Here is a 22973-nt window from a genome sequence, read left to right as displayed (position 1 = left end):
GGGTGCCTCCAGGGCATGAAAAATGCCCCTCGGCGGGGCGCGGTTCGTGGTGATGATGCTGGTCAGGTCGCCGTCTGGTACGTGCCCCAGATCCTGAAGACGTTGGTGCTGGCCGGCGTCCACGGGCTGCTGTCGGTCCACACGTTGGCGTCACCGACGACCGAGGCGTTAGGAAACCAAACTTGATCAGTCGTGTTGGCGCCATTTTGCAGGAGAACATCCCCTTGTCCATGGTTCGGCGTGGATGCCCGGCTGAAGCTGGCGTTCAGCGAACCTGGTTCGCTGTTCGTGATCGTCGCCGCGGTGAACGGAAGCGAAAACTTATACGTTCCGCTTCCCTTGTTCGTGGTCGACCCGATCACCAGCTTGATAAAGATCTCGCACTTGGTACCGATCTTCATGTACTGGCCGACCAGCGTCCCGTTGCCCAGGGCCGGATTCGTCGTGGTAGCAGTCCAGGCCACGGAGTACGTGGTCCACTGCGTGCCATAGGGCACCGCCTTCCAAGCGGTGCCGTCGTAGACCTCTAGCGAGTTGGTGTCCTGGAGCCAGGACTCCATTCCCTCCACGGGACTGGCAATCGTTGCGGCCCGTGCCGATGCGGAGGCGAAACGCATGATTGATCGCTGAGCGAGTGCGTTAGCGATATTGGAAGCCAAGGATGCCGCGTTGGGAGCCTCAGTCAGCGAGGCGATCGATATCCCTTGACCGTAGTCGTCGGTAGCCATGGGCGCCTCCTCAGGCGACTCGGGTCAGGGACATCCATGAGTGGGTGAACAAGGTCGTGTCGCTGCCGTTGCTGGCGTTCTGGGCCCACTGCAGGGTGAAAGCGCCGCCGGTCCCGCCGACGACGACGAGCCCGGTGGGCTGGGCGGTCATGGCGTGGCTGGTGTCCGAGGCTCCGATGGGGATAGCCGTGGTGAGCGTCCCCACGCTGTCGGCACGGACCTGGGCGGTGTTGCCGCCGGACGTCATGGACAGGTCCGGGCCGTAGGCGGACCACCGGCCGGCCGTCCCGGACGGGACGCTGAACGCCAGCTTGATGCCGCCCGCGTTTGGGCCGGTCCAGAAGAGCGTCAGGGCCAACTCGTAGACGGCGTTCGCGGTGACGGTCACGGTGAGGTGCGGGTCGTCGGCCAAGGTCGTCGTGGTGTTGCGTGCGGTGTTCGCCGCCTTGCGCGCGAAGAGCTTGCTCCCCAGGGTGTCGACGGCTGTGGCCATGCGTCCGGCGGCGAGCCAGTTTCCGCTGCCGGAGACCGTGATGACGATGACGTCGTTGACGGCGGGGGCCCGGTAGGTCTCCAGCCGACGGGCAGTGATCCCGTCCGTGGTCAGCACGGTCCCGTCACTGTTGACGGTCTGGACGGTGGCGAGGCGCCAGTCCGCGCCGCGGACCGCCGGCGTCTCGACACCGGCCTGGACGGCCTGCCGCCGGATCGCATCCGCGAGGTCGGCCGGCGTTGCTGAGTCGCTCACGCGTCCTCCTTGGCAGAGATGGTGGCGATGGTGAAATCGCCGCCCACGTCAAGGGGGACGGAGAAGGACTGCACCTGATGCACTTCCTTGCTGCCGTCCGGGTACAGGACGCGGATCACGTCGCCCGGTTCCAACGCGGGGTTCGGCAGGGCGCTGATGTCGGCGGAAGCGTTCGGCGCAACAGCGGCCCGGAGCTTCAGCGTGGCCGCCGCCGTGCAAGCTGCTGTCGTCGTGAGGGTGCTGGAGCTGTAGAAGAAGGGCCTGTGCCCGAACGGGCCGTTCCAGTACGTCGGCGAGGTCGGGTCGTTGTCGACGATCAAGGCGGAGACGGGAGCGACGTTGGTCTCGCTGTTCTCTCCGCGCGCCAAGACCCCGTTGTAGACATTGTCGCCACTCATGCCGCGGCTGGCGGAGACGTAGGCGCCGCCCTCGCCAGCCGCGATCGTCCAGGCCGGTGTGCTGGTGAGCAGGTCGGGAAGCTCGGCGATGACGAAGACTCCGTCCGCATCGGCATAGGCCTCGGCGCCGATGGCCGCGGCCACTTCGGCGACGGCGGCCCAGCGGTCGCCTTCGGTGTCCCAGGTGCGGGGGCCGATCGCTGCGTCCGTCGCGCGGTTGATCACAGAGGCGGCCGGGATGCTGGTCTGGATCAGGGTGGTGACCGCGGCGACGGCGTTCCCGGACGCCTTGTACGGGGCCGTGAACTTGTCGTCCGCGACGACCGCCTCCAGTGACTTCCCGGTGATGGTGACGGGGCCGTCGTCGATGTCGCCGGCCACGGAGTCAACCCGGAAGACGCCAAGCGGCACCAGCTCCTGGCTGCCGTCGGAGTACTGCACGCCGCGGGAGATCCTCAGCGTGGCTCCGTAGACGGACAGCTTGTCCGTCGGCGTTCGCGGGATCAAGGTCGTGTCCGCGAGGGTGACGGAGCAGGTGCGGCGGACAGCTTGGCCGCGGTCGACGGTGACGGATCCGCCCGTGTGGTCCAGGCGCTCCACGCGCCCGTCCGTCCGGAAGAGCACAACCTCGGTGACCAGCGGCCCGGACTCGGCGATGGCGGCGAGGAAGCGAGCGGAGACAGCGTACATTCACCCTCCGATCCGCCGGTTGAAGAGCACGTCCTCCCACGTGGCGTAGGCGTTGAGGACGTCCTGCCAGGTGGCGAATTCGGTGAAGATGTCCTGCCAGGTGCGGCCTGCGGTGCCGGCGACGCCAACGGTGGCGGGCATGTCGACCTGCGTGAGCGGCAGCGTCCATTGGCGCCATTCCTCGTCGGCCCGGTCGACGACCCGCGGCAGTCCGACCTCGCCAACGGTGACGTACAGGTCGGTCTCGTGAACGCCGGGCACAACCTGCCAGAGCAACGTGTTGCCGGAGTCAAGCAGCCAGTTGAGGGCTGCTGTCTCTTCGTCGGTGCGGGTCCAGACGACGAGGTCGCCCTCAAGGCCGCCGCGCACGTCGGAGAGAACGACCGGGTTGCGGCGGCCGCGGACGCGGTAGGCGGACTGGGTGATCGGCCGCTTCCATGCCGGCGGGGACACGACCATGAACATCGCGTTCCTCTGCGGCTGGCCGGGGTCTTTGATCCAGCAGAGGTTCTCGTCACCTGCGGTCAGCGTGACGCCGTCGCTGGCCCGGGTGCCAGCGGTTGAGGTGAGCGTGGCCCTGATCTCGATGTAGTACGAGACCTCCACGCCGAGCGGCGCTTCGTAGTCCTCGATGACCATGAGGTCCGACGGGATCACCATCAGGCTGATCAGTCCGCTGGGTCCGCGGACAAGGGTGCGTGAACCGTCCGGGCCGATGCGGTAGATGGTGATGTACTGGCCGGCAGTGAGCTCCCGCAGGGTCAGCGTGATCGACGCAGTGTCGTCGTGGCCCTCGACGGTGGTGAGCGGCAGGGACTGCCACAGAGCGATCCGGTCGATGCGCCACACGCTGCTCGTCGTCGTGGCGGTCACGGTGTACTCGATCGCCGCCTGCGTTGCGTTCGCCGGGGCCGTGAACGTATTGCCGATCAGCCACCAGCCCGGCGTGGGGATGGCAGCCGCCGATCCGGAGGTGAGGCCCAGGTCGGTGTTCGACGCGTCGTACCAGCGGATGCCGCGGGTCAGGTTGAAGCCGCCGGCGCTGACGTTGCTGTAGACCTCGGTGCGGAACGACTGGCTGGCCGCGCCCGCGGGCAGCGCGAACTTCGCGGAGCGGATGACGCTGGTCGTGGCGGTGCTCGAGGAGACGGTACCGGCATAGGCGGCGTCGAAGCTGTAGCTGCCCCAGGGCGTCGACCGGGTGATGGTGGCGACGCCGGATACGACCGTCCAGCCCGCGACGCCCTGCTCGAAAGAGGCATCCGCGTAGGGCAGGACGGAGCCGGCGCGCAGCACGGGGGCTGTTGTGACGACGGCATTGTCGACACGGAGCACCTGTCCGGCGGTCGCGGAGTCGATGCCGACCGCGATCGAGCAGGCCGCGGTCCCCGCGGGGGCGACGGCGGAGGCGTACTCGCGGTACCAGCCGGTGCCGGGGGCCGCGAGGGTGGAGCGGGTGGCGGCGATCTGGGATCCGCCGGAGTCATAGAAGCGCAGCTCGACCCAGGTGACGCTGCCGGACGTCGGCGGGTTGAGGTAGCAGTACGCCGCGTACTCGACGCCCGGAGTTGCGTCCGGGCGGTCCGTGCTGCGCATCGACGCGTTGCCGTTGGCGGTGGCCGTCATCGCGGCGACGTGACCGCCGGCAAGGTAGTAGTCGACGGCCCAGGACACCATCGGCGCCTGGCGGGCGACCGTCGAGTTGACCTCGTTGAACCAGCCGCTCGCGTCGATCTCGCTCGACTCGGTGTTGAAGGCGAACTTGTTGCCGACGGTGGTGATCGGGAAGCCGAGGTAGAAGTTCTCGTAGTAGGAGAAGACGCCGCTGGCGGCCGGCGTGGAGGAGACGACGACCTGCGCCCGGGCCGCGGTGCCGGGGGCTTCCCCGCCGACCGCGATCCGGTGCCAGGTCGCCGACGCCGACGCGGTGGTCAGCGACCACGTGATGCTGATCTCTGCGTTGGAGGCGTCGAGCCAGCGGATCCCGATCCGCTCCGGCACGGTCGCCCCGGAGGCGTCACAGAACGCCTCATACTCGGTCCAGGGGACGACCTCGTAGGAGGAGATGGTGCGGGCCTGCATCTCCCCTGACGCCGCGGACCGGACGGCGAGGCAGCCGTCGCCGTTCCGGCCGCCGCTGCCGAGGCTGATCGTGCAGTTGAGCTTGGCGACCCAGCCCGAGGTATTCGGGTCGACGGACTCGGTCGTCGCGGACAGGAAGTTCCCCGGAATCGCCACCCGCGGTCACCTCCGTCCCGCGCGCAGGGTCTGGACGAGCTGCCCGTTGGAGCGCCGGACCTCGGCCCGCGCGATGTCCGTGATCTCCCGGTCGCCGACGTACACCTGGACGTGGAGATCTCCGAAGCCTCCGGCCGCGGCCGCCGTCATGACGTCCCACTGCGGTCCGGTCAGCACCGCTTCGGGGCGCCTGGTCCCGTTGAAGACGCTGCTGTAGCCGGGCATGAGCCAGCCGCCGGAGTCGTAGCCTCCCGGACGGTTGTAGGCGGCCGCGAGACTGCCGTAGCGCGCGAGTGCGTACCGCATGGAGGCGTACACGTTGGCCAACGGGTCATAAATGCCGCGACTCCGAAGAGGTCCGGCATATGCGTTGAAAGTGCTTGCGATTGTCTGCATGAGGCCCCTGGAGGGGTCCCCTGCCTGGGCGTTGCTGTCCCAAAGGTTGATTGCCATGGGGTTGCCGCCTGACTCCTGGTTCATGCGGCGGAGCACGATGGGCAGGAGGGATGCGGGCTGGCCGACGAGCTTGAGTGCCTGGAGGACGACGCCGGACCAGCGTTCGACTCCGGACCCGCCGATGTTGCCGCCGCCGAAGTCGAGGAACTTCTTTGCGGCGGAGACGACCTTGTCCTTCAACTCTTTGATCATCTTGAGCGGGAGGCCGGCAACGCCCTGGGCCCACTGGCTCGTGGCGATGCTGCGGATCTTGTCCCGCGTCGGCTGGATGATCTTGTCCCAGATCTTCTCCGGGTCGGTCAGGATGTCCCACGCACTGCCGGCCCAGCCCCCGATGGTCTTCGCCGCGCCGGTGATCCCGCCCCAGATGTCGGACACGATCCCGCCGTCGGCGAAGCGCTGCACGGGACCGCCTGCGGCGAAGGGCAGAGCTCCGTAGCGGTTGATGTAGTCCAGCGTGCCGAACCCGATCTTGCGGGCGGAGTCGCGGCGGACAACGTACTCGTCCGCCATCATCAGGGCAGGGATGGAGTCCCGGCCCGGCACGCCGCCCCGGGTGCGCCCGCCCCGGGCGAACTTGACCGCCTCCAGTTTGCCCAGGTCGAGCAGCCCGGCGACTGTGTTCCAGACCTTGCGGATGCCGTTGTTGTAGACGACATCGACGACGAACTGGACGGGCGCCCGCGTCTTGTCCTTGATCGTGGACCAGACGCGGCCGATGAACCCGACCCCGCTGTCGAAGGCGTCGGCGACCGACCGCACGCCCCGCTTGAGCAGGTCGAACGCAGGGCTGATCACGTTCCGCCAGACGCTGGAGATCACGCTGCCCGCAGCCGACCAGACGGGGCGGATGACGCTGTCGTAGATCCAGCGGAAGGTCCCGGCCAACGGGCCGGTAATGAAGGACCGCACCGCTGTGAAGGTCGCGAGGACACTGTCCCACCAGGCCCGCACCACCAGGGCGATGCCTTGGAAGACTGGCACGGCGATGTTTCTCCAGAGCCACGTCGCTACCGAGCCGAGCAGCCGCACCCCACCCATGAACAAATCGAACGTGGGTTTCACTGCGTTGGCCCAGAGCCACGTCGCCACCGCGGCGATGCCCTGAAAGGCGGGCCGGATCGCTGCCGTCCAAAGCCACAGCGCCACGGCGGCGATGCCCTCGAGAGCTGGTTTGAAGGCGACAGCCCAGAGCCACGTCGCGATTGCCCCCAAGAGCTTGATCGCGAGGTAGATCGGGGTAATCACGGCGGTGACCACGATCGCCAGGAGCACGCGGGCGCCCAGCCCGATCGCCGAGAAGACAGGGCTCAGGACGTTCGACCACAGCCATACCGCCGCTGCTCCCACGGCCTGAGCCCCGGTGACGATCCCGGCCAGGGCGGGCTTGAGGACCGAGTTCCAGGCCCACATCGCTGCCGCCTGTATCCCCGCCCATGCGGCCTGCACGGCGTCGCGAAACCAGCCGACCTTCTGGTAGGCGACGACGAGGGCGGCGCCGAGCGCAAGGATCGCCGTGATCCCCAAGATGACCGGGTTGGCGTTCATGACCAGGTTAAAGGCGCCCATAGCGAGGGTGGCGCCGTTCTGCACGACCGTCCACGCCAGGATCGCCGCCCTGTAGAGGGAGAAGACGGCCGTGACAGCCGCGGTGGCCACGGCCTGCGCGGTCAGGGCAAGGGTGAAGCCGCCGACCGCGATACCGATCGGGATGAGCCAGGTGCCCATGTCGCGCAACCAGCCGACGACCCCAAGGCCGGCGTCCTTCAGGCTGGACAGGGCGGGCATGACGGTGCCCAGCAGGGCCGAGCTCACCGCCATCAGGGGAGGCAGTACGTAGGTGTTGACGCCCGTGCCGATCTGGCCCAGGACCGGCAGGACTTGGCCGCCGAGGAAGTCGACGAAGTTCTGCTTGAGGGTGCGGGTGAACACCTCGATCTCGTGGGTGGGGCCGGAGTGCAAGTCCTTCCCGAGCTGGCCCGCTGCTCCTCCGAGCTTGCCCATGCCCGTGGCCGCCTTGCCCGGGTCGAGCTTGAAGAGGGCGGCGCCGAGGTCTTCGGCCTGGGTGCCGAAGAGGCCGACCGCGGCAGCGTTGCGCTCGACCGGGTCCTTCATGGCGCGCAGCTTGTCCAGGACGGTCTGCAGTCCTGCGCGTGCGCCTTCGCCGCCCTTGCTGATCTGCGCTTCCATCTTCTCGGCACTCAGGCCGAGAGCCTCATACGCTTCCCGGGACCCCTTGGACATGTCGATCGCCCGGATCGAGAACTCCTTGAAGGCGTCGGCGATGATGTCCGTGTCACGGGCACCGCCCTGCAGGCCCTGGCGGAAGAGGCCGAGGGAAGTCTGGGCGTCCAGGCCCAGCTTCTTCAGCTGGACCGGGTACTCCTGAAACGTCTCTAGGAGGTCTTCGGCGTTGGGGCCGAGCCGCTGCATCCCGACGGTGATGACGTCGAGCGCGTCCTCCGCTGACGGCGCCAGCCCGTTCTTCAGGAGCGCCGAGACAGCCTGCGTCTGCAGCGACATGTCCGTGCCGAACGTCGTGGAGACGTCCGCCATCTTCGCGGCGATGGACTCCAGCTGCTTGTTCGTCGCGTCCGGAGGGACCAGGCCGGCGTTGACGATCGACCGGATCGCCTCGGCACCCTGTTCGAAGGACTCGGTGATGCCGTGGCTGTAGAGCTGTCCGGCGACCTTGCCGTACTTGGCGGCCTGGGGGCCGGTCGCGCCGAGCTGGGCTCGGAGGATGCCGGTGATGTTGGCCTGCTCCATGGCCTCGTGCAGACCGGCCACGATGAGAGCTCCGGCAGCCACGCCGGCCGCTGCTGCCCCCTGCTTCAGGCGGTCCTTGAAGCCGCTGCCGGCTTCTTCGCCGGCGGCCTCGCCGGCTTCGCCCGCGGGTCCGACCAGTTGGGCGCGCAGCTCGGCACCGATCCCCCGGACCGAGGGGATGATCTGGATGGAGGCGTAGCCCACGTTTGCCACCGGCCACCTCCTCGGTCAGGTCAGGCGATGCGGCCGTCGGCGATGGCGCGTCGGCGTTCCTCCCGGCGGCGGCGTGCGTCGTCGAGACGGGCCGTGCGTGCGGGGCTGAGCTTTGGCCGGGAGGGTGCGGTGTCCCACCAGCGCGGGTACGGCTTCGGCTTCTTCGGCAGGTCGGACTTCTTCGTGACGGCGGTGGCCTGCACGTGCCAGTCCAGGTGGGCGACCATGTCGAAGACGTCAGCGAGCAGGACCTGCTCGCCGGTCGGCTCTGGTCGGCCCTGGGCGAGGGCGGTGCGGGTGGCTGACTGCGGGGACAGGCCCCGCACCAGGCTGGACAGCTCCCGCCAGGTCAGCTGTCCGGTGAACAGGTCTCGGAGCCGGACCCCGTACTCGCGGCGGAGGTCTGCCTCTACGGCACGTCCGTGCTTGCGGATCAGCTCGCAGAGGCCTCGGATTCCCCCGGCTCCAGCCCGCAGTGCCGGCGGTAGCCGTCGAAGAGGGCCTTCATCTTGTACTGCGGGAGCTTGATCTTTCGGAACTCCGCCCATGCTTGGTCACCGAGGGCGGCCCGGAAGATTCCGGTCATGGCGGTGATGTCGCCGCCCTCGGCCGCCTCCACCAGCGTCCAGACGTCCAGGCTCTGCATGTGGGCGAACATCCATCTCTTGCCCGCCCAGTGGACGCGCCAGGGTGTCAGGTCGACCTCGGCCTCGACGGCGTCGAGGTTGAAGTCGAACGGCTCATTGTCGGGAGTCGCGGTTCGGGTGGCCATCGGTCACTCGCTCTCGTCGGCGGGCTTCAGGATCTGGATGCTGCGGGCGGGCAGGGTCAGGCGGACCATGCCGGCGCCGTCGGGCTGGAGGGTGACCTCGATGAGGTCGGCCTGGACCAGCCAGGGAAACGGGCGGCCGTCGACTTCGACAGAGCCGCCGGGCTGGATGACAATGCGCTCGGCCACCGGCGGCGGTACGGCCGTGGAGCGGGGCCGCTCAGTGTGCAGGGCGGCGACCACGCGGCCGCGGAGGTGACGGGGCAGGTCCTCGCCGTCGGTGATGAGGCCAAGCTGGACGGCTTTGGCAGTGATCTGCTCGTCGGTGAAGGACAGAGGCATCGCGGTTCCCTCGGTGGGTGGGGGCCGGGGCGCGGTCCGAACCGCGACGAAAGGACCGCGCCCCGGCGGTCAGGCGCCGGCCGTGAACTGGCGGACGAAGAGGACTTTGCCGCTGGTGGGGAAGATCGTTGCGACGAACTTCGCGGTCGCCAGGTCGGTCTCGTTCTCGGTGACGTCGCCATCGACGGTGACCTCGGCGTACTGAGCGGTGATCACACGCTTGATCTTGTCGTCCTCGCGGACCTCGAACGCCATCTTCACCTGTGCCGGGCGCGGCACGATCAGCTGCGTGTCCGTGCTGCCGGGCCACAGCAGCGACCGGGTGGTGGCGTTGTCCTCCAGCGCCGTGAAGGACTTGGTCAGCTTGAAGTGCGCACGCGACGTCCTGACGAGGATGCCGCCCCAGGCGTACTTGTCGTCCACGTCCTCGTCGCGAGACTCAGTGAACCCGTCGTCGCCGTCGAGGAGACCCACCAGGTCCCACTCAGAGGGGAAAGGGTCGTCGACGGTCGCGGGGTTCACGGCACTCAGCGGCCCGACGTACACGTCGGCGTCCGTCCAGAGTGCGGCGTTTGTCGGGTCGCCGGCCACGGCGTCCTCCTTCGTGTGTCTCGGTCAGGACGTCGCGGTTCGTGCAGCAGGGTCAGGCCACGGTGGGTCGGACATTGGCGAGCACCGTGAACGTGCTCAGATCGATGCCACTTGAGCCCGGTGAGTTCTGGCTGGAGTCGTCGACGGCAGCCAGTGGGCCAGTGGCTGGGCGCACGCCGCGAATCACCGGACCGGAGTGGACGATCAGCAGGCCCTGGCACAGCTGCGCCAGGTCGTGAGCCTGATCAGGGTCCTGGTGCCAGATGGTCACCCGCAACGTGCACCGGGTATTGGCCATCGACGAATGCGGCAAGTCGCTGTCCTTGCGCACCAGGACATACGGCAGGTGCGGTGTCTCGGGCGACCGGTCGCCGGGCACGCTCGTGCCCACCGTCGCCCCGGCCGCATACGGCTCCAGCCGCCCCGCCAGCGCTGTCCGCAGGACGCCAGCTGCAGCGGCCTGCGTGTCAGGGAAGAGCACCAGGGGTTTCACCTTGCACCCCACTCCTTGACCTCCAGGCGGGCTGCGCCAGCCGCCCGGGTCAAGACGCCGTGTTTGGCCTGCAGGCCCATGCCGCGTGGGTGGGCGATCACCACGGATGCCGCGCCGCGGTCGGTGGTGTAGGGGCGGACGTGGACCGGGACGTTTTCCGGCACGAGGCCGCGGGCATGCGCGGCGACCTCGGCGGCGACCTGGTCAACGAGGGCCCGAACGGCCTGGCCGCGTAGCACCTCGCGCACGCCGGCACTGTCGAGCCGGAAGTCGGTGAGCATCAGGGCACCTTCCTTATCCGGTCGCGCGGACCAGGTCGAACTCGACGTGGTGGGTGCCGCCTTCAATCGGGTCGCTCCAGCGGGCGACCTCGCCGTCTATCTCCAGGGTCATGCCGTCCCACTCGATGCGGTCGGCAGCCCGGACGTCGAGGTCGACGCCGGGCGGGGACTGCACATGCCACCCGGTAATCACGGCAGTGCGCTCGGGGGTGGCGGTCTCGGCCGCAGTGGTGGGCTGGATGCTCACCTCGGTGATCGGCAGGCGCGAGACTGCGTCGGGCGACCAGTCGGTGACCACGTTGCCGCCGCGGTCCAGGCGGGTGCCCGCACGCACGCGCACAATGTTCTGATCGAAGAACTGCATCACGCATCGCTTCCGGTGCGGACCTTGTGCCGGTTAACCGCGGCCGTCCACTGGGCCGTGACCCCGACGGAGGCCTGCGTGCCGAAGGTCACGCTCTGACCGCCGACGGCTTTGGACTGAACCCCGGGCACCACCGTGTACAGCGAACGGGCCTGGTCGATGACGGCCTCGGCGGCGTCGTCGGGGATCTCCGCCCACCCGTGGCTGTAGACGACCTCCAGGCAGCCCAGCCGGTCCGGCCAGTACTGGCAGCCCAGGCGCCGCAGGATTCCGGACTCCGACCATTCGTAGTCCGTGCCTGCCACCAGGAGCGTGCCGTCGAGCGTGACGGAGGAGACGGCCACGGTCGGCCAGACCGGCAGCAGCACCGCCCCGCGGCCATTGCCGTCCAGACGGACGGTCTCCCCTGCGACGAGCGTCACTGGGTGGCCGACCGCGCCGCGGAAGCGGCGGGTCGCCGCCCGCAGAGCGGCCAGCAGCTTCGGGTCGTCCGGGCTCTTGCCCAGCCACACGGCCAGCTCGGCCGGGTCGGCGAGGAGGTCAGTCGCCACCGCCGCCGGCCTTGGTTGCCGAGGTGGTGCGGGCCTTGTTCCGGGCGGCGGTACGCGCCTTGCTCGCAGGCTCGGCGGCACCCTCTGGCTTCGGGGCGTCGGCGAGGTCCGCGTCCGTCAGGCCGCGCGCCGCGGCGTCGGCGTCGTTGAACTTCATCACCGTCTCGGTGCCGGCGGTGCGGATGCGGTACTTCTTCAGAGGGCCGCCCACGACGGCCACCTCCTCGGGCAGGTCGAAGGGCACGCTGGCCGAGGGCGGGCCGCAGGCGGCGTGTTCGGCGCCGCAGCACGGGCACCGCCCGTTGGCCAGACGTGAGGTGATCAGCATCAGGGCGCGAGTTGGCCGGAGGTACGCATCGCGGCCAGCAGCGCGTTGAGCTTGGTGCGCAGGGCGTTGACGTCCGCGAGCAGCGCGTCGTACTCCGCTTTGGTCGGCGTCGCGCCGGCCGCTGCCGCTGCGGTGGCTGCGGCAGCGTTGGTGACGGCGGCAGTCTGCTTGCCTTCTCGGGCCGCCCCCGCCGCGGGGTTCAGGTAGGGCATGGCGGTCTCCGATCAGGCGGTGAGGTCGACCTCGACGAAGGCGTTCGGCTGGACGATGCCGAAGGCGGCACGCATCTCCGCGAGGATCGCGACCAGATTTCGCACGAAGAAGTCGAGGTGTGAATCGGTGATCTGGATGGTGGCCTGCTCGCGGTCCCACAGGATGGCCTTGCGCCAGTCGCCGACGTAGCCGGTGCCCGCGGGGACGGCCTCGGTCTCGATGACCGGGATGCCCCACAGCGTCTGTGCCGTGCCGGCGCCCGAGGGCCCGCCGAAGTAGTACCGGCCCTCGTTGTCCTGGAGGAGATCGATGGTCTCCAGGTCCGCGGGGTTGAGGACGAAGGCGTTGGCGATCGACCGGCCGACCGTGCGGACCTTCGTCTTCGCCTTGCGGAGGGTGACCAGGATGTTGGTGTCCCAGGCCTGTGCCTGCACACCGGAGACGGTGCCGACGCCTTCGAAGTTTTCGCCGGTGCCGTCGCCCTGGATGATCTGGTCTTCGACCTCCTCTTCCAGGCCGTAGCGCAGGAACGCGTCGATGAGAGTGCGGATCTGCGCTGCGTCCGACAGGGCCCGCTTGGTGATCGGGATCCAGTGCGCGATGGTCTTCACCGGCGTGTTGATCTTCGCCGTGGCCAGGGCCGACTCCGGCTTGTAGCCACCGCCGGAGGCATTGACCAGCGCGCCGGGCACCGAGGCCGGGGCGGTCGGTGCTGCCGCGGTGGTGGCCTCCGCGACGGGGGCGGCGTTGTTAGTGACCGACGTGACCCGCACGTACTCGACCGTGTCCGACGTCGTGGTGCCGTTGGTGACCACGTCCCGGATCCTCAGCGGCCGCTGGAAGGCGTCCAGGCCGACCTGCAGGCCCAGCTGGTCGTTGAGGACGAAGGCGCCGGCGGAGGTGTCGGAGGCTCCGGTGACCAGGGACTTGAAGCCGGCCAGCCCGGACTGTACGCGCTGCTTCTGCCCGAACTGGCCGCTGGGCGCGGTGGCCATGAGGGCCGCGTACTCGGCGGAGTCGGTGAACTGCTCGCCGGTGCTCTTGCGCCGGTCGGGCAGTTCGAACCCGGAGGCCGTCCTCCGGCGGCCGTCCTCATCGGTCTTGGCGTTGAGGGCGATGTCGTCGCCGAGGTCGGCAAGCGTCTTGCGGAGCTCGTCGTTGCCCTTGAGCCTTTCGATCTCGCTCTTGGCGTCGGTGGCCTTGGCCATGTGCTCCCGCAGCTGCGTCGCCTCCTCGGGCGTGAAGTCGCGGTCGCCGTCCTCTTCTGCCGCCTTGGTGATCTGGCGTGCCTCGAGGAGGTGGTGCTTCATGAGCTCCTTGAGCTCATCGATCTTGCTGGGCATGTGTCCTCATTCCGTGAGCGAGAGCTCCAGCTCCTTCAGCTGCAGCTCGGTGCGCAGACGGGCAGAGGCGGCACCGGCCTTGGCGGCCCTCTCTTCGGGGGCTTCGCGGAGATCCGGCGTGGTCTCGTCCTCGGTGCTGCTGGGGGTGGTGCCCTCGGTGTCCTGGGCGGGCGGGGCCTCTGGCTGGGCGGACGGCGTGGTGCCGTCGGCCGCCGGGCCCGGCTGGCCGGACTCCTCGATGGTGTTCCTCTGCGGGGCGGGCCCGGACTTGTCCGGCTCCGCCGCGGCGAGCACCTCACCGATCGCGTTGTACGCCTCGGTGAGCGTGTCGAAGTTCTTCTGCGACAGCACGCGCCCGGCCTTCGCGCCTCGGGCGAGGCCGGCGGCCTTGGCGGCCAGGAGCTCGGTCTCCTGATTCGCACCCACCAGGGTGGGGCCGACCTCGTGGATCTTCAGCTTGCGCAGCTCGTACACCTCGCGGCCGTCCCGCTCGCCCCAGCCGCCGTCCTCGATGTCGTAGGCGAAGCTGAACTGGGTGACCCTGCGGCCCTTCAGGAGCCGGAAAACCTGCTGGGCCTTGGGGTTGTCCAGGTCGAGCTGGCCGGTGACGAGGAGCCCGCCGGCGGCCTCGCGGGCGTCGGTGACGTGCCCGATGTGCGAGAAGGGGTCGCTCCAGTCGTGGGACCAGATCACCGGGATGGGGTCACCGGAGTCCTTCCAGCGCGCGAGGTCGTCGGCGAACGCGCCCGGCATGACGACGTCCCCGACGCTGTCTTCGTTACCGAACACCGAGACGATCGCGGTGAACTCACCGGCGCCGAGCCCGTCCCCTTCGCCTGCGGCCTTCACCCGCGCGGGGGCATCCTTCGTCAGCACGTCAGCCCTCCTTCGCGTAGTCGAGAGTGCAATGGCAGTTCGCGAGCTCTTTCGCTTCGCCCCGCCCGTCCCCGGGCCAGCGCAGCCCGTTGGAGAACACGTCGTCCAGGGCGACCCGCTCGCCGTTCTGCGCCTTGTGCGAGGGGCGCGGGTTGGTTCCGCCCGTGCGCCAGATCTTCTTCGTCAGCCCGCTCACGCCCGCGGCGTCGTGCCCGCCGAAGCCGCGCAGCCCCGTCCCGGCGGTGACCGCCCGCATCGCGGCCGCCGCGACCCAGGTGCCGGCCGCTGACTTCAGGGCCTCCCGCCAGTCCTCCCCGCCGGTGGCCTGGACCTGGGCGACGGCCTCGCGACCGGCCTCCTCGTGTTGCTCGGCATGGGTTTCGGCTGCTGCCAGCACCCATGCGAGCATCACCTCCGCCGACCAGCCCTCAGCCTCGGGGTTCCACAGCGAGAGGACTTCCCAGGCCCCCACCTGTGCCATCCGGTAGCCGTGATCGGCCAGCAGGGCGGTCAGCTGCGCGAGCCTGTCGTCGTGCCCGGCCGCCCACAACTGCAGCAGGTCCGGCACGCCGCCGTCTTTCGCACCGGACGCCGTCAGCAACCGGCCCGCGGCCCGCTCGGTGAAGCGCACCAGCGAGGCCTCCAGCGCCTCCTGCTCGATCGCGGCCGTGCCCAGGTCAGCCGGCCTGGCGCCCTTGACCAGCGCCAGGCCGCGCGCTTTTGGGAGCGCCTCCGGCGCCGGCGCCGTATCCCGAGGCGAGGCCAGCCCGCCTTCGGTGACGTTCATCGGGACGATCAACTCGTCCCCGCCCTCCACCGCCGGCAGGTTGTTGCGCGCACGGATCTCGTTGCGGGTCATCCACGGCCCGCCCGTCGCCGTCGACGCCGCCACCGCCTGCTCCTCGAAGGAACCGCGCAGCTTCGCGGCGATGTTGAACTCCGCGTACACGTCGCGGTTGTCCGGAAGGTCGGGCAGGATCTGCGCGCCGATCTCCTGCTCCAGCATCACCAGCCACGGCCCGAGCGTGTCCTGGTAGAGGTGGCTGTGCTGCTCACGGATGTTGGAGTAGGTCGCGTGGTCGAGGATCCCGATCAGCGGCGGCGGGATGAAGTACGCGGCCGACACTTCCTCGCGGGTCAGTTTCCGCGCCTCGATGTACTGGGCCTGCTCGGGATTGAAGCCGACCGGCACGTACTCCATGCCGTCCTCAAGGATGGGCGTGCCGCCCTCAGCGCCGCCGCCAGAGGCGAAGGTCCGCCACATCTCACGGAAGCGTTGCTTCTCCTTGCCGCTCCACTCGGGCGCGTCCATGGGGCGCTTGATGACGCCCGTCATGCGGGCTCCGCCGCGCCACATCGCCGCCCGCTGCTTCGACGCCTCGGTCGACTCCAACAGCAGCTCCCGAAGCGACTCGATCGGCGAGGCTCCGTAGGTCAGAGTTTCCGGCGCGTAGCCGTGGAGGTGTACCACCTCGTCGACACCGAACTCGCGTCCACCCGCCGTTTCGTAGTGATCAGGCGCGATCCAGTTGCCGCCGTGGGGGCGGATCAGCGTCGGCGGGACCGGAAGGATCCGCACCCGCCCGTCCAGCTTCAGCTTGATCCCGTAGGCGTTGTCGTACAGCGCCAGGTCAGAGACCATCCGCTCCACAAAGCGGTACTGCGTCATGCCCGGAAGCGGCGAGCTCAGCAGCACCGCCAACGGGTGATCGGTCAGCCGCTCCCGGTCGGTATCCGATAGCCGCCGGAACACGTGAATGCCCAGCTGTGCGACGTTGCGGGCGATGAAGCCGATCACCGTGCGGACCTGCGGCTGTGTCCGCCAGATCGCCTCGTACTCCCACGGCGCCGCCAGCAGCGGCATCGGAGCGAAGGTCGGCAGCACCCCGGCGCCGGTGGTCGACAGCCGCCCGGAGGAGACGACGAACGCCATTACCCACCCCCGCCCGCGGCCAGCACCTGGGTGAACTCCACCCGGGTCCGCTCGACAACGACCTCGCCGTCCACGCGCTGCGGCTCCCGGCCCGCCTCCAGCAGCTCCACGTCGCGCAGCACCAGCAGCGGGCCCCGCTGCGCCCACAGCACCCCGGCGAACGCCTTGTCGGAGAGGTTGACCACGACCCGCTTACGGACCGCCGTGCGACGCCACGCGAACATGTGCGACCCCCTTGCCGGCCGCTACACGACCATGATCTCGTCCTCATCCGCGTACCGGCTTCTACGCCTCGGCGGCCGCGCCACGACCTCCGCCATTGCTGTGGCCAGCGCGCTCACGCCGTCGATCTTGTCGCCGCTGTTGGCCTTGTCCGGCTTCACGTTGCCGGCCGGGTCCATGGCCACCGCCAGGTTGTCCACGCACCAGCGGGTCACGGGATGGCCCCCGTGCCGCAGCGCCGGCGCCTCCGCGGTGCCCTGCAGCGTCAGCCGCTGGATCTCCTTCAGGACCGGGGACATGGTCGCGAAGCCCTGCCGGACTTTGACCATCGGCGCCCGCTCACTGATCAGATCGTTGGTCAGCTGCGAGGCGTTCCACGGGTCGTAGCCGATGCTCTTGACCTTGAAAGAGTCCCGGTCCCGGCGGACCTGCTCCTTGATCCAGTCGTAGTCCGCGACGTTCCCCGGCGTCGCCACCAGGAAGCCCTCCCGCACCCACCGCGAAGCAGCCCCAGCCGTGCGCTTGTCCAGCGCCCGGAGGTTGTCTTCCGGCGTCCAGAACCGGAACACGGCGTCCAGGGTGCCGGTGCGGTCGTCAGGGAAGAGCCAGCACAACGCACACAGGTCGGACGTGCTCGCCAGGTCCAGGCCGCCATACGCCTCCCTCCCTGCCAGCCGCCGCTCATCCACCAGCCCCGCGTTGCGGTCCCAGGCGTCCAGCGTCAGGAAGCGCGTCGTCTGCTTGGTCCGGATCCCCAAATGCAGGCGCAGGAATTTCGCCAGGTCAGCCGGCGACTGCTGCGCCTCCGCCGAGGCGCCCCGCAGATAGGCGGCCGAGGGCGACACCCCGTAGCCGGGGTTCGCCTTGCGCCACGTCGCCTCGGCGTGCGGATCGTCGTCCTCGCCCGCACCCCACACCACCCCATAGGTATCCGGGTCATGCAGAGCGCCGCGAGCCAGCTGCTCGATGTACTGCCGCTTCCGGTCGTAGATCGACTCCTGCTTGCCGTCATCCGCCGTCGTGATCGTCACGACCAGCGGCTGACGCCTAGAGCCCGTGCCCGTCTCGATCGTCTCGACCAGATCCGGCGTCTTGTGGACGTGCAGCTCGTCGATGATCCCGCCATGCACGTTCGCCCCGTGCATCGCCTCGGCGACCGAGGAGACCACCGTGAAGTACGAGCCCGAAGCCGGGTGCGTGATCTTCTTCGTGAACGCCTTGACGTTCCCCTTCAACGCCGGGGCCCGCTCGGCGATCTGTCGGATCGGATCGAACGTGAAGCGGGCCTGCCGCTCGTTCGTCGCCGCCGCGTACACCTGGGCGCCCGGCTCGCCGTCCGCCGCCATCAAGTACACCGCGATCCCGCCAGAGAGCGTGGTCTTCCCGTTACGGCGGGGGACGTCGACGTACAACTTACGGACGACGCGGACATGCCCGTCGGCCTCATCGTCCCAGCGCACCCACCCGAACACCGGCGCCAGGATGTACGCCACCTGCCACGGATCCGGGTCGAGAGGCTTGCCAGCCCATTTGCCCTGGGTGTGCCGCAGCAGGTGGAATGCCTGCAGGACCCGGTCCACCCGGTCCGGGTCGAAGACGGCGCCCGGGGCCTCGCCGGGGCTCGGGGTCTGGACCTTCGGCGGGCAGTCCGGCAGGGGGATCCCGCGGTCCTTGCAGTACCAGGCAACCTCGGGACTGATGCCCAGGTCAGCCGCCGCCGGCGAACGGGTTCGCTTCGTCGCCATCGCCGCCCCCGCCCCGCGCCAGGGCCTGCTCCGTCGACGGCGTCAGGCCGAAGTGGGTAGCCCAGCTCCTCATCTCACGCCCGGCGTTCCGTGCAATGGCCACGGCTGGGTGAGCGAGGGTGCCCTGCCTCGCCTCGATCGTCAGCCCCTCAGCCTGGATCGTCCGTGTCGCCGCGACGAACACCGCCCACGCCTCGCAGTACGCGGCCAGCGCAGCCCGGTCCGACTCCTTGACCAGGTCCAGCCGCGACAGCTCCGGCATCACGCGGTCCCATTCGGCGGCCGCCTCCGGGCTCAGCCACTCGGGGGCCTCGGGTGGCAGCCGCTTGAACGCCGGACCTGGGTTGACCTTGCGACCGCCCGAGTCCCGGCCGGGACTACGGCCAGTAATCAGCTTCAGGGCGGCAGGCGCAGGAGCCTTGGCCATGGCGTCCCCCTATCAGCGATCTGAGCTCGCGTCTTCCCGGCTGACCGGGGCGCTGTCCGCAATGTCCGATTTGGTGATTCCGACTCCTCTACCCTTCGAGGCGGCCGAGACGTCCACGATGTCCGATTTTGGCGACTCCGGAGAGTGGCGATCGGCCTGCGCGGCCCCCTCCAGGGGCTCCCTGGGACGCTCCGTGAGGCCTTGTCAGGTGCTCAGGTAACGGTCCCTGGTACGCCGGCGCCGATCCTCCGCGCTCTTGACCTCATGACATGTCACGCAGAGTATCTGAGCGTTATCCGGATCCCAACGCGACCCACCTTCGGACAAAGGGACGATGTGATCGACCTGCAGATCCTTCGTCGTGCCGCATCGCCTGCACTCGGGCTCCTCAGCCAGCCGCTCGGCACGCCATCGCCTGTGCTTGCGTGTGCTGCCCGAACCCCAGGCCTTCGAGGGATTGGCCCAGGCCTTACGTGTGTGCTGCTCGCACCTGCCTGTGGTGGTGAGCTCATGGCACCCACCTTCACTGCACCGTGTGGGCGGGGAAGTCGGCATGGCACCCCCTGTCCTGTGCACCCCGGGGAGGGATCCCCGGGGAGGGTGACGCCCCCCCGGGGGCTGGTTGGTACCTCTCCTGGGGGTCAGGTGGAGACGGGGAGGGTGTAGGCGCTCAGCTTGAGCTCGGCGTTGTCCACGTCGAGGAGGAGCGTGGTGCCGAAGAGCCTGACAGGGAAGGGCCCGATGTACCGGGTGCTGCTGGTCGGGATCGACCAGGTCTTCGCCGGAACAGTCTGGCCGTCCACCTGGTTGGCGTAGACCGCGCTGAGCACCCGGGCCACAGTGGAGCCGCTGTTGCGGACCATGACCCAGGTGTTGCCGTCGTTGGCGAGGCTGTGGTTGTTCGTGGCGTCCCCGTTGACCTCCGTTGCCGGGGCAATGCCCGTGCGCGTGATGCTGGTGACGGGCACGTTGACGCGGGGCATGGCGGGCTCCTTGGTCAGGCTGTGGACTTGCTGGCTATGACGGTAGGACTGTCCCCCTGCTGATCCGCCCACTCCGTAAAGACGCGCTTCAGACCGCCGTCGCTGATGTCGAAGGAGTCATGCCATTCGACGGCGAGCCAGACATCTTTGAGTTCCTTGGCACACGCCTCGGCGAGATCGAAGAGATCTAGGATCCGTTGGGTGAGGCTAGCGGCACGAGATGCCCCGGGCACTTCCTCCTGAGCAAGTTCGGTGAGGCGGTCGCGCATAGCCGTGATGTCGTCGCTTTGCGCTTCGAGGCCGTTGACATGGGCGTAGAGGTAGTTGTAGCTGCCGCCGCTCACGGTGCCTTCCCCTTGCTCATGGCGTGCTCTGGTCGTTGATAAGGCCGAGCGTGTCCAGCGCCGTCAGCAGGGAAGCCAGGGCGGCGTTGCCTCCGCGGGAGCCCGTGACAGCCTGCTGCGTGACAGGCGTCTGGCCGTGGAAGCCGAGCGCGTTGGCAGCACCGTCAATCACATGCCGGGTCGCGCCGTACAGGCTGTCGACGTACTCGACCTTCCCCGCGATCTGCACGTTCTGCGCGTCGGCACTGAGGCGGACGTAGGAGTGCTGCGTCCCGGTGAAGTCGCCGGCGGACCACACGGAGATGATCAGGTCGGCTCCGCTGCCCTCGAAGTCGAGGCCTCCGCCGCCGCGGCGCATGCGGTACGCCTTGCCGGAGCCGATCAGCCGCAGGTCACCGAAGGCGGCGAGATCCGAGTTGAACTGGCCTCCGGCCAAGGTCGTGTAGCCGGTGACGGTGAGGTCGCCGGTAACAGTGCCGCCGGCCAGCGGCAGGAGCGCTTCGAGCGCGGAGACGAGACCGGTGATCTGCGCTTGGGTCAGAACGACGGGGTCGCTGCCCGCCGCGGCATGCGTGGACGCGTGCGCCGTTGGAATCCGGGCATCGGTGAAGCGGGCGTCGTCGCCCGCCGCCACGGTCCCGGAGGCCGTGCCGACGTTCAGGACGGCGGCTCCGCCGAGTCCGAGGTTCGCCCGGGCGGTGTTCACACTGCCTAGATCGGAGAGGTTGGCGGTCTTCGCGAGCTTTCCGTCAGCGTAGGCCCGGTCCCCGTGCGGATCGCTTGAGGCCGTGTGTGCTGAGACCTTCGCCGTAGCGCCGACCTGTGTCTCCAGCAGGGAGGTGTCGGCGATCCCGTGCACGGCCGTGGTGTCGCTCTCGTGCGCCGCCAGCGCGGCAGAGGCGGCAGCGCGATCACCATGAGGGTCCGACGCGGCGACGTGCGCGGAGACCTTGCTTGTCGCGTCCGTGGCGGCATCTGCAATGGCGGCTGCTTGGGCGGTTGCCGCGGCTCCGGCGGGGTCGAACAGGGCGATGGTGGCAGAGGCCAGGGAGGGGTTCGGGTACGAGCCGGCCAGCGCCCCACCAGCTGGTCCTGAGGGAGGGGCTCCGAGGCTGGCGCCGCCTGGCGCGGAGACCGGTGCGACGTCGGCGAGATCCACGGTCGGGCCCATCTCTGTCGTGAGCTCGATCCAGTACGTGCAGTGGGTACCGCGTGCAGGTTGCTCGTCGACTCGCCAAAGCCAGCCCGCAGGTGCGACACCACTGGCGTCGTTTCGCAGCAGCTCGACCGAGTAGGCGCCATTGGCGTCCAGGGGGATGGCGCCGCCACCGGTGTAGATGGTGTTGTGAGTGGCGTCGACGAGGCGAGCGGACGGGGTGAGGGTGACCTGTCCGGCGCTCGCCATGCCTCCCACGGGGACGGTGAGCCTTCCGGTGAGAGTGATCGTCTCGGCGCCTACAGGGAACGACATGGGCACCCCCGTTCAGCTCCAGGTCCATCCGCGCACGTAGTCGATGTCCATCTGCGCCCAGCTGTTCGGCGCGGCGTCGCTGCCGTCGAGGGCGGCCTCGTTCTGGATGATCCAGCTCATCGGCCGGTCCGGCACGCCGCGGGTGGACTGCCCGACGAGGCGGCCGTCGAGGTAGTAGCGGACGCGCCCGGGCGTCCACTCGATCACCGACGTGTGCCAGGACGTCCACGCCTCACCCGTATCGAAGGCATCCTGGCGGCCGCAGCTCCGGGGGTGCGTGAACGCCGAGATGGTCTCGGTCCATTCGAGTTCGGGAAAGTCGATCTCCGAGCAGCCGTCGTTGACCACGGGCCAGAGCAGGTGTGCGGACTTGTAGCCCTCCGCCGCCCGGACGACCCGGAAGCGCTCCTCGTACCGCCCGTACCGCAGGTTCATCATTGCCTTCGGCACGACCGCGGCCGAGTGAACCGCCCCGCCACCACGCCACATCCGGATATGCAGCCGCCCACCCGAGATCCACAGCGTCGACGCCGGGTCGTAGAAGCCCCCGACGGGGTAGTCGCGTTGCGTCGCCGTGTCCGGCCAGCCCGCCGGATACGCCCACCACTGCGACCGCACGCTCGCTGGCAGGCCGCCGCAGTAGGCCCGCGGCGTATCGGCGTAGTGGCCGCAGTCGGCGAACGAACCGCGCGGCACGGACACGCTGAAGTCGTCGGAGAACCGCAGCCGCCACGACGGAGTCGCGTCCGCCGGCGCCGTACCTAAGCCCAGCAGCGCGGCCACCACCACACCGATCACAGGGAGACGCACGGCACCTCCCTACGAGAAAGGCCCGCCCCAGAGCCCTCGGAAACCCCGGGACGGGCCGCCCGCCACCCAGACGGGGGTCATGGAAACGGGCAGCGGGAGCAACCGGTCAGGCCGCGCGGCGAGGCCGGCCCGGCCTCACCTGAGCAGCCCGAGCGACGGTCGGCAGGTGGAAGAGCGGCTCACCGCCGTCAAGCGGCATCGGCTCGATCTTCCCCCGCGACACCCACACACGGATCGTCCCCGGCCGCACCCCGGCGACCCGCGCCGCCTCCCACACCGTGCCGAGATCAGCCCGGTCCGCAACCTCGTACACGGTGGGGTTCGGGAAGGTGACCATGCCGCCTCCCCGGGGAATGTGAAGACCCCCATCGGCGAGTCGCCGTGGGGGCCTTGGATGCGCTTGGGATGGGTGTTCCACCATCGATTTCCGAGATTACAGATTGCTTGAACTCTTGACAAGGTTGCCGCGGCTACTGGGTGATGTTGGTCCGGCCCCACCACCGCGTCGTGGTGTGAACCGTCTTGTGCGTGATGTTCGTGACCGTTGACCCACTCCCCACCCTCGCCGCAAGCAGCAGCAGGGCCAGGACTGCCAGGCCGGTGCCCGCTCCGGCGAGGGAGCTGATGATCTGCGCTGCCCCCCACCC

27 protein-coding genes are annotated in these 22973 nt (G+C 69.2%); all 27 read right to left on the bottom strand.

Translation table 11 applies throughout. The annotated features are described in order from the left end of the window. Positions 1 to 62: 62 nt before the first annotated feature. The gene (locus tag ACSNOG_RS09285) at positions 63 to 728 is read right to left on the bottom strand and encodes a hypothetical protein (RefSeq protein ID WP_436752089.1); all 666 of its coding nucleotides are present in this window, start codon (positions 726 to 728) and stop codon (positions 63 to 65) included. A gap of 10 nt (positions 729 to 738) precedes the next feature. Then, on the bottom strand, positions 739 to 1476 hold the full coding sequence (locus tag ACSNOG_RS09280; protein ID WP_436752088.1) for a hypothetical protein: 738 nt from the start codon (positions 1474 to 1476) through the stop codon (positions 739 to 741). Continuing rightward, on the bottom strand, positions 1473 to 2564 hold the full coding sequence (locus tag ACSNOG_RS09275; protein WP_436752087.1) for a DUF5047 domain-containing protein: 1092 nt from the start codon (positions 2562 to 2564) through the stop codon (positions 1473 to 1475). Before ACSNOG_RS09275 ends, ACSNOG_RS09280 begins: the two co-directional genes overlap by 4 nt. Beyond that, positions 2565 to 4802 (bottom strand): hypothetical protein, encoded by a 2238-nt coding sequence (locus ACSNOG_RS09270; protein WP_436752086.1) that lies wholly within the window; start codon positions 4800 to 4802, stop codon positions 2565 to 2567. It lies immediately after the preceding gene. 6 nt (positions 4803 to 4808) lie between these two features. Next, complete coding sequence (locus ACSNOG_RS09265) at positions 4809 to 8240, bottom strand: phage tail tape measure protein (RefSeq protein ID WP_436752085.1); 3432 nt, start codon at positions 8238 to 8240, stop codon at positions 4809 to 4811. Between the two features lie 20 nt (positions 8241 to 8260). After that, positions 8261 to 8566: a hypothetical protein gene (locus ACSNOG_RS09260; RefSeq protein ID WP_436752084.1), complete on the bottom strand. Its 306-nt coding sequence runs from the start codon at positions 8564 to 8566 to the stop codon at positions 8261 to 8263. Between the two features lie 107 nt (positions 8567 to 8673). Continuing rightward, positions 8674 to 9012 carry a hypothetical protein gene (locus ACSNOG_RS09255; protein WP_436752083.1) on the bottom strand — a complete coding sequence of 113 codons (339 nt, stop codon included), beginning with the start codon at positions 9010 to 9012 and terminating at the stop codon, positions 8674 to 8676. Between the two features lie 3 nt (positions 9013 to 9015). After that, positions 9016 to 9351 carry a hypothetical protein gene (locus tag ACSNOG_RS09250; protein WP_436752082.1) on the bottom strand — a complete coding sequence of 112 codons (336 nt, stop codon included), beginning with the start codon at positions 9349 to 9351 and terminating at the stop codon, positions 9016 to 9018. 69 nt (positions 9352 to 9420) lie between these two features. Next, positions 9421 to 9942 (bottom strand): hypothetical protein, encoded by a 522-nt coding sequence (locus ACSNOG_RS09245; RefSeq protein WP_436752081.1) that lies wholly within the window; start codon positions 9940 to 9942, stop codon positions 9421 to 9423. A 52-nt stretch (positions 9943 to 9994) separates the two neighbouring features. Next, positions 9995 to 10435, bottom strand: a complete 441-nt coding sequence (locus ACSNOG_RS09240; protein ID WP_436752080.1) for a hypothetical protein — start codon at positions 10433 to 10435, stop codon at positions 9995 to 9997. Further along, complete coding sequence (locus ACSNOG_RS09235) at positions 10432 to 10716, bottom strand: hypothetical protein (protein ID WP_436752079.1); 285 nt, start codon at positions 10714 to 10716, stop codon at positions 10432 to 10434. The genes ACSNOG_RS09240 and ACSNOG_RS09235 overlap by 4 nt, the downstream gene beginning before the upstream one ends. A 13-nt stretch (positions 10717 to 10729) precedes the next feature. After that, positions 10730 to 11050: a hypothetical protein gene (locus ACSNOG_RS09230; protein WP_436752078.1), complete on the bottom strand. Its 321-nt coding sequence runs from the start codon at positions 11048 to 11050 to the stop codon at positions 10730 to 10732. Between the two features lie 29 nt (positions 11051 to 11079). Next, the gene (locus tag ACSNOG_RS09225; protein ID WP_436752077.1) at positions 11080 to 11631 is read right to left on the bottom strand and encodes a mobile element protein; all 552 of its coding nucleotides are present in this window, start codon (positions 11629 to 11631) and stop codon (positions 11080 to 11082) included. Next, a complete protein-coding gene (locus ACSNOG_RS09220) occupies positions 11621 to 11959 on the bottom strand; it encodes a hypothetical protein (RefSeq protein WP_436752076.1) in 339 nt (112 codons plus the stop codon). Before ACSNOG_RS09220 ends, ACSNOG_RS09225 begins: the two co-directional genes overlap by 11 nt. Next, on the bottom strand, positions 11959 to 12171 hold the full coding sequence (locus tag ACSNOG_RS09215; protein ID WP_382038025.1) for a hypothetical protein: 213 nt from the start codon (positions 12169 to 12171) through the stop codon (positions 11959 to 11961). Before ACSNOG_RS09215 ends, ACSNOG_RS09220 begins: the two co-directional genes overlap by 1 nt. A gap of 12 nt (positions 12172 to 12183) precedes the next feature. Beyond that, positions 12184 to 13515: a phage major capsid protein gene (locus ACSNOG_RS09210; RefSeq protein WP_436752075.1), complete on the bottom strand. Its 1332-nt coding sequence runs from the start codon at positions 13513 to 13515 to the stop codon at positions 12184 to 12186. Between the two features lie 6 nt (positions 13516 to 13521). After that, on the bottom strand, positions 13522 to 14391 hold the full coding sequence (locus ACSNOG_RS09205; RefSeq protein WP_436752074.1) for an HK97 family phage prohead protease: 870 nt from the start codon (positions 14389 to 14391) through the stop codon (positions 13522 to 13524). Position 14392: 1 nt separating this feature from the next. Next, positions 14393 to 16324, bottom strand: coding sequence for a phage portal protein (locus ACSNOG_RS09200; protein WP_436752073.1), 1932 nt, complete (start codon positions 16322 to 16324; stop codon positions 14393 to 14395). Beyond that, positions 16324 to 16548, bottom strand: a complete 225-nt coding sequence (locus tag ACSNOG_RS09195) for a hypothetical protein (protein ID WP_436752072.1) — start codon at positions 16546 to 16548, stop codon at positions 16324 to 16326. Before ACSNOG_RS09195 ends, ACSNOG_RS09200 begins: the two co-directional genes overlap by 1 nt. A gap of 21 nt (positions 16549 to 16569) precedes the next feature. Beyond that, positions 16570 to 18291: a terminase large subunit gene (locus ACSNOG_RS09190; RefSeq protein ID WP_436752071.1), complete on the bottom strand. Its 1722-nt coding sequence runs from the start codon at positions 18289 to 18291 to the stop codon at positions 16570 to 16572. Continuing rightward, complete coding sequence (locus tag ACSNOG_RS09185; RefSeq protein WP_436752070.1) at positions 18254 to 18718, bottom strand: phage terminase small subunit P27 family; 465 nt, start codon at positions 18716 to 18718, stop codon at positions 18254 to 18256. The genes ACSNOG_RS09190 and ACSNOG_RS09185 overlap by 38 nt, the downstream gene beginning before the upstream one ends. A 204-nt stretch (positions 18719 to 18922) precedes the next feature. Then, entirely contained in the window at positions 18923 to 19273 is a 351-nt protein-coding gene (locus ACSNOG_RS09180) for an HNH endonuclease (protein WP_436752069.1), read from the bottom strand. Positions 19274 to 19359: 86 nt separating this feature from the next. Beyond that, on the bottom strand, positions 19360 to 19701 hold the full coding sequence (locus ACSNOG_RS09175; RefSeq protein ID WP_436752068.1) for a hypothetical protein: 342 nt from the start codon (positions 19699 to 19701) through the stop codon (positions 19360 to 19362). A 14-nt stretch (positions 19702 to 19715) separates the two neighbouring features. Then, positions 19716 to 20045, bottom strand: a complete 330-nt coding sequence (locus ACSNOG_RS09170) for a hypothetical protein (protein WP_436752067.1) — start codon at positions 20043 to 20045, stop codon at positions 19716 to 19718. Between the two features lie 16 nt (positions 20046 to 20061). Next, on the bottom strand, positions 20062 to 21450 hold the full coding sequence (locus ACSNOG_RS09165; protein ID WP_436752066.1) for a hypothetical protein: 1389 nt from the start codon (positions 21448 to 21450) through the stop codon (positions 20062 to 20064). A gap of 78 nt (positions 21451 to 21528) precedes the next feature. Further along, on the bottom strand, positions 21529 to 22326 hold the full coding sequence (locus tag ACSNOG_RS09160) for a glycoside hydrolase family 16 protein (RefSeq protein ID WP_436752065.1): 798 nt from the start codon (positions 22324 to 22326) through the stop codon (positions 21529 to 21531). 106 nt (positions 22327 to 22432) lie between these two features. Continuing rightward, positions 22433 to 22663 (bottom strand): hypothetical protein, encoded by a 231-nt coding sequence (locus tag ACSNOG_RS09155; protein WP_436752064.1) that lies wholly within the window; start codon positions 22661 to 22663, stop codon positions 22433 to 22435. Positions 22664 to 22973: the final 310 nt, after the last annotated feature.

The organism is Streptomyces sp. URMC 124 (assembly GCF_051386455.1).
In the GTDB taxonomy this organism is placed as follows: domain Bacteria; phylum Actinomycetota; class Actinomycetes; order Streptomycetales; family Streptomycetaceae; genus Streptomyces.
Note: the sequence above shows the minus strand (reverse complement) of the source record. Positions and strands in the feature narration are given on the sequence as shown.

Coding starts and splice junctions, on each gene's coding strand:
- ACSNOG_RS09285 (WP_436752089.1), bottom strand. CDS start 728: ATGGCTACCGACGACTACGGTCAAGGGATATCGATCGCCTCGCTGACT.
- ACSNOG_RS09195 (WP_436752072.1), bottom strand. CDS start 16,548: ATGTTCGCGTGGCGTCGCACGGCGGTCCGTAAGCGGGTCGTGGTCAAC.
- ACSNOG_RS09155 (WP_436752064.1), bottom strand. CDS start 22,663: ATGGTCACCTTCCCGAACCCCACCGTGTACGAGGTTGCGGACCGGGCT.
- ACSNOG_RS09235 (WP_436752079.1), bottom strand. CDS start 10,716: ATGCTCACCGACTTCCGGCTCGACAGTGCCGGCGTGCGCGAGGTGCTA.
- ACSNOG_RS09175 (WP_436752068.1), bottom strand. CDS start 19,701: ATGCCCCGCGTCAACGTGCCCGTCACCAGCATCACGCGCACGGGCATT.
- ACSNOG_RS09200 (WP_436752073.1), bottom strand. CDS start 16,324: ATGGCGTTCGTCGTCTCCTCCGGGCGGCTGTCGACCACCGGCGCCGGG.
- ACSNOG_RS09215 (WP_382038025.1), bottom strand. CDS start 12,171: ATGCCCTACCTGAACCCCGCGGCGGGGGCGGCCCGAGAAGGCAAGCAG.
- ACSNOG_RS09190 (WP_436752071.1), bottom strand. CDS start 18,291: ATGGCGACGAAGCGAACCCGTTCGCCGGCGGCGGCTGACCTGGGCATC.
- ACSNOG_RS09255 (WP_436752083.1), bottom strand. CDS start 9,012: ATGGCCACCCGAACCGCGACTCCCGACAATGAGCCGTTCGACTTCAAC.
- ACSNOG_RS09180 (WP_436752069.1), bottom strand. CDS start 19,273: ATGCCGACTTCCCCGCCCACACGGTGCAGTGAAGGTGGGTGCCATGAG.
- ACSNOG_RS09165 (WP_436752066.1), bottom strand. CDS start 21,450: ATGGCGAGCGCCGGACAGGTCACCCTCACCCCGTCCGCTCGCCTCGTC.
- ACSNOG_RS09275 (WP_436752087.1), bottom strand. CDS start 2,564: ATGTACGCTGTCTCCGCTCGCTTCCTCGCCGCCATCGCCGAGTCCGGG.
- ACSNOG_RS09250 (WP_436752082.1), bottom strand. CDS start 9,351: ATGCCTCTGTCCTTCACCGACGAGCAGATCACTGCCAAAGCCGTCCAG.
- ACSNOG_RS09220 (WP_436752076.1), bottom strand. CDS start 11,959: ATGCTGATCACCTCACGTCTGGCCAACGGGCGGTGCCCGTGCTGCGGC.
- ACSNOG_RS09210 (WP_436752075.1), bottom strand. CDS start 13,515: ATGCCCAGCAAGATCGATGAGCTCAAGGAGCTCATGAAGCACCACCTC.
- ACSNOG_RS09185 (WP_436752070.1), bottom strand. CDS start 18,718: ATGGCCAAGGCTCCTGCGCCTGCCGCCCTGAAGCTGATTACTGGCCGT.